The following is a 5607-nucleotide window of genomic DNA, read 5'->3' on the forward strand; positions in this document are numbered from 1 at the left end:
ATAAAAAGAATAAAAAATACTACCACATTTTTTACCACTCTTTCCTCTATACTGTCTCCCCCGATCTTCAGAGAAAATACAGCCCTGGGATAAGCCATCTTTTCCACCTCGTGATAGATATGCTTTATCATAATGAGGACCCTCATCTGTTTCAGTCCCCCTCCTGTAGAACCTGCAGATCCTCCGAAAAACATGAGTACAACCAGCAGAAGCCCGGAAAAAGAGGGCCAGAGATTGAAATCAGCAGTGACGTACCCCGTGGTTGTGGTTATGGACACCACCTGGAAGGCCGAATCTCTCAGAGATTTCAGATAGTTAGCCCTGTATTCAAGGGGACCGGAAAAATATATATTCAGTGATATTAGTATTATTGCAGTGAGGAGTATAGAGGTGTAAAATCTCCACTCGCTGTTTTTAAAAAAATTCCTGAATCTGCCTTTTATCAGATAAAAATGAAGGGTGAAGTTTATCCCGGAAAGATACATGAAAACTATAATGACCACCTCTATATAGACACTGTGAAAATCACCTACAGAGCTGTTTCGTGTGGAAAACCCTCCTGTCCCCAAAGTACCGAAGGTATGGCACAGTGAGTCGTAAAGATTCATCCCCCCAAGCATCAAAAGAATAGTCTCGGCCACTGTCATGGATAGATATATAAGCCACAATATTACTGCAGTATCTCTTATCTTTGGTCTCAGTCGGTCTTTAATGGGTCCCGGAACCTCGGCGTTGTACAACTGTCCCGGAGATATTCCCAGCATTGGAAGGACTGCGATTGTCAAAAGAATTATACCCATCCCCCCTAGCCAGTGGGTGAGACTTCTCCAGAAGAGTATCCCCTTTGGAAGTGATTCTATATCTGACAATATTGTCGCCCCTGTAGTTGTAAACCCCGACATGGATTCAAAGACACAGTTTATAAACGACCCCATTGTCCCCTCCAGATAAAAGGGCAGGGCTCCGAAACAAGATGCCAGTATCCAACCCAGAGATACAGCGGCAAACCCCTCTCTGGCTCTTATTCGTTTTTTGGATTTAAACAAAAGAAGAAATGAAACCCCTACAGAGAGAGTCAGAACTATGGAAAAAGACAGGGGAAGCATATCTGAGCTCCTGTAGTAAAATGAAAAAACAAGTGGAAAGGTCATCATAGCTCCCACCACGATTAAAATAAGACCCTGAATTTTAAAAATTAGTTTCCAGTTCATAGGCGGCCACCGTGCCTTTTGGAAAACATTTTTTCCACTTCATAGATGGCATCTGAAAGAAGGAATATTATTATCCTGTCTCCCAATTTTATCTCATCCTCCCCTGTGGGAATAATGACCTCTTTTCCCCTTATTATAATCCCTATAATTGTCTTATCCGGCATTGATATGTTTTTTATAGGGGTATTCAATATTGGGAGTTTCTCATTTATATCTATCCCTACAGTTTCTGCATCTATCTCTGTAAAAGGGGATACTGAGAAAAGGTCATCCTTTCTGGTCCGTTTCAGTATCTCACCCACAGTTAGGGCGTGAGGAGAGAACACTGTGTCTATAGGTGCTAAGTTATTTATGACATTGACTATAGAGGTGCTTTTTATCATGCAGATTGTCTTTGAGGCTCCGTATTTTTTGGTCATAAATGCAGACAGAATATTATATTCATCATCAGATGTCATGCTGACTATACAGGAATTCTCCACCTTGAGTTCTTCCAACAGAAATCTGTCTGTTGCCAAACCGTTTATTACCATGACATTTTCCAGATGAGAGCTTATCTCTTCACACCGGGATCTGTTTTCCTCTATAATCACCACTGTTTTTTTCAGTTTCACCAGCACCCTTGCCAGTCTTACGGCCCTTTTACTGCCTCCCACTATGATTACATTATTCAGTTTCAGATTTATGGAGAAGTATTTTTTTACAATTTCCTTCACGACCTCTGTTCTTCCTACAAAATACAGTTTGTCATTTGGATATATTTCGCTGTCTCCCCGGGGTATTATTATATTTCCCTCTCTCTGTATAGCTACCAGTCTTATCCTGGTCATCATGTCATCTTTCTGAGCCATTTCAAAAATAGGCATAGAGGAGTATAAAAATTCCTTTCTTACCTTCACTCCTACCATCTGGGCAATATTTCCCGCATAATTTGCGATCTCAAATATATCAGGGTTCTGAATGAGCTCCACAATCTTTTTTATGGTCAGCTCTGAAGGGGTAACCACTGTATTCACACCAAAATCCCCCGGTGCCACCTTGCCTTTCAGAAAAAACTGAGAATAGTCGTCTAACTTCGTGGCTATGGATAGATCACTTCTGCCACATTTTCTGGCCAGTGTGCACCCCACACGGTTGTCACTATCAGAATTCGTCACTATTATAAAAAGACCTGCACTCTGAATATCCGCCTTAATAAGAGTCCCCACCTCTGTGGCATCTCCATGGATAATCATTGCATCAAGTTTATTTTTAAGCATTCTTATGAGCTTTTCGTCTTTTTCGATGAGAGTTATGTTGTACCCTTCGTATATTAATTTTTGTGCTATTTTTACCCCTACATCTCCCCCGCCTGCGATTACTATATTCATATAGACTCTCCTTTTTTCAGAATGCCCCTTTACAGAGTTTTTCATCAGAAAAAAATCTCAGATATCATTATAAATATTTTCCAAATATTGTCTGAAATTCCTTTATCTTTAGTAAAACTATAGGTATTCATTTACAAACACCAGACAGAAAACAAGCCTTTTTTCTCCAGACTCTGACCTTTATATAAAATATAAAAGGAAATTTCAAAAACAAATCATAAAATGTTTATAGATAACGTTTCCGCGTAAATAAAAGTCAAAATATTTCACCACGAATGTTCACGACCCATTCGTGGTAAAGGTTTTTAAAGTTTTGTAGACAAATCAGTATCTTTTACACCATAGCAGCATTTTAAACTAATATAATTCCGTAATTTAGAAAGAGGAGGAATCACATGAAGAAAAGCAGATATTTTATTATGGCAGTTTTTTTTATGACAATAGCAGCATTATCATTCAGTGCTTCAGGAAGATCAATATCATACAAGATAGACGGCAAAGTTTATGAGGGATATTACTCAATAAATAAGTCATCTAAAGCTCCCCTTGTACTGCTCATCCATGACTGGGACGGGCTCACAGATTATGAGGTGCAGCGTGTAGAGATGCTGGCAGATTTAGGTTATTCTGTATTTGCCATGGATCTGTTCGGAGCAGGGATACGTCCCACAGAGGTGAAAGACAGACGTCAGCACACTGGAGAACTATATGCTGACCGTCAGAAGATGCGTTCACTGATGCTAGGAGCACTTGAAGTCGCCAGAATGAAAGGAGGGAATATCCATAACGCTGTGGTGGTTGGTTATTGCTTCGGAGGTGCGGCAGCACTTGAGTTTGCTAGATCAGGAATAACCCTTAAAGGTTTTGCAACTTTTCACGGAGGACTAACTACTCCTGAAGGTCAGGATTATTCCAGAACCAAGGGAGATATCTTGATTCTCCACGGGACTGCTGATGCAAATATCACCATGGATGACTTTGCAAAGCTTGCAGTAGAGCTGGAAAACAACGGAGTTTCTCACGAGATGATAACTTACAGTGGAGCTCCTCATGCCTTTACTGTCTTTGATTCTCAAAGCTACAGAAAGGAGGCAGATGAAAAATCCTGGAAAAGATTTACTGAATTTTTAGAGGAGACTCTAAATAAATAAACTAAAAAGAAAACACCGGACCTATCCGGTGTTTTCTTTTGGTCTGTTCCCTTTTTAAGGCAATTTTCACATAAAAATCTATTTCTTAATTTTCTCTTTCAGTCCCCCTGAAACCAGTACATAAATATCCTTTAGTACATTTAAAAGTGACAGATCTCCTGAAAAAACAATATATTTCGGTCTCCATTGGGGAGAAAAGCCTTCTTTATAACGTCTCAGACCCTTAAAATTATAAATATGGCCCCCGAGGTTGAAAACAAAGTTTCCAAAACGGTTCCAGAATGTAGAAAGCTCGTGGCCTTCAATCCCCGACAGTGGTGCCATTCCCAGGCTAAACCATTTGTAATCATTCTCCTTCCCCCACAGCATGAGGTTTATAAATAAAAATTCCATAACAGAATCTGGAGACCCAGGTCTGTATCTCATCAGATCTACAGAAAGTTCATTCTTATTTGAAGTCTCCCAAAGGTTGCAGAAGGCCGTTATTTTCCCGTCTTTTTCGATAACTCCTATCCTAAAGTTTTTTATATAATCTTTATTGAAACTTCCCAGAGAGAATTTTTTTTCAGAACCCTTTTTCAGATCAAGCCAGGTATCTGAAATTTCCTTCAGCTCATCTATTATGCTTTCTACCTCATTTTTTTCAATTATTCTAAAGGAACATCCCTCTTTCTGCAGCTTGTTGAATGTATATCTCAGTCCTTTTCTGGAACCTCCTGCAAGGGAAAACTCAGTCAGGTCAACTACTGCTTCCTCTCCTATTTTAAGTATATTTAGTCCTATGTCCAGATAGTAGCTGAGGTACTCTGTTCCCACTTCATAAAATACCACTCTCTTGCCGCTTTTCATGGCTATCTCATAAAAAATCCATATTAATTCGGAAATACCGTCACTGTTTCCTATGGGATCTCCCATAGCCACCATACTTTTCCCGCTGACTCCGTACATTATAAAAGAATCCCTGTCTTTATCAAATACCACGGATTTATCCCCTGTGAGGACTAAATTTGAGTATGTCCTGTCAGATGTGGCCAGTATCTTCCTGGCATCTTCCATCCCATCTCCCATATTCTCCAGGGTATAGTCAGTCACTGGTTTCAAGATTTTGGTAATTGTATAAAAGATCGTTGCCAGTGCTATCCCCAGGGTCGAACGTAAAAATCTGGGGGCATTTTTCTTAAGCTCAAACTGCCACCACAGATCCCTGGAATACTCTATGTGTTTATATGAGAAAATCCCTATCCACAGCGCCGAAGCAGTGGCCAAAAATATCAACAACATTCCGTTTACACTTAAATAACTGGTCAGAGCCGAAGTTTTTCTGTAAAAATATTTTTTTGATGGAATCAGCAGAGCAAGTATTACAAAAAGTACTAAAGCTTCCTCATAGTCCAGTCCTTTGAGAAGGGAAGATATAATACCTGTAAACAAAAGGAATATGGATATAAAGTAAGCACTGTTTAACCTTCTCTTTATACCTGTGGCCAGCATCAGAAGTAAAAATCCGGTAATACTTCCTATAAAATGAGATACCTCCAAGGTGGCGATTGAAAAAAATCTTCCAAGCCATTCCAGCCTCCATAAAACAGAGGGTGTCGATCCAGAGATCAGCATTATTAATCCTCCGGAAAACATACCGGTAGCCAGGACTATAGGTACAAACGGAGCTATAAAACTTTCAAAGAAATTTGTAAGTGCTGAAAACGAGTCCTTTTTAATGGAAACTTCATAGGTTCCCAGAAGGACAACGGCAAAAAATAATGGAAGAAGATAGTATATCAGCCTATAGAGGATCAGTCCGCTCAGTATTTCATGGACAGATATAAACTGAGATAAAAAAGAGATCATGATAAATTCAAAAGCCCCTATACCTCC

At 39.6% G+C, this 5607-nt stretch carries 4 protein-coding genes; 1 reads left to right on the forward strand and 3 read right to left on the reverse strand.

Annotated features, from left to right (window positions below; translation table 11 throughout):
• The coding region (locus ABZA26_RS06430; protein WP_372713695.1) for a TrkH family potassium uptake protein at window positions 1-1211 on the reverse strand (1211 nt) is incomplete at its 3' end.
• A complete protein-coding gene (gene trkA, locus ABZA26_RS06435) occupies window positions 1208-2581 on the reverse strand; it encodes a Trk system potassium transporter TrkA (protein WP_372713696.1) in 1374 nt (457 codons plus the stop codon). The genes ABZA26_RS06430 and trkA, both read right to left, overlap by 4 nt.
• A 395-nt stretch (window positions 2582-2976) precedes the next feature.
• Between trkA and ABZA26_RS06440 the strand changes: the two genes are divergently transcribed.
• Window positions 2977-3732, forward strand: a complete 756-nt coding sequence (locus ABZA26_RS06440) for a dienelactone hydrolase family protein (RefSeq protein WP_372713697.1) — start codon at window positions 2977-2979, stop codon at window positions 3730-3732.
• 78 nt (window positions 3733-3810) lie between these two features.
• Here the strand turns inward: ABZA26_RS06440 and mprF are convergent.
• Window positions 3811-5607 (reverse strand): bifunctional lysylphosphatidylglycerol flippase/synthetase MprF (gene mprF / locus ABZA26_RS06445; protein WP_372713698.1); only part of this gene is annotated, 1797 nt, incomplete at its 5' end.

The organism is Ilyobacter sp. (assembly GCF_041583315.1).
GTDB lineage: Bacteria > Fusobacteriota > Fusobacteriia > Fusobacteriales > Fusobacteriaceae > Ilyobacter.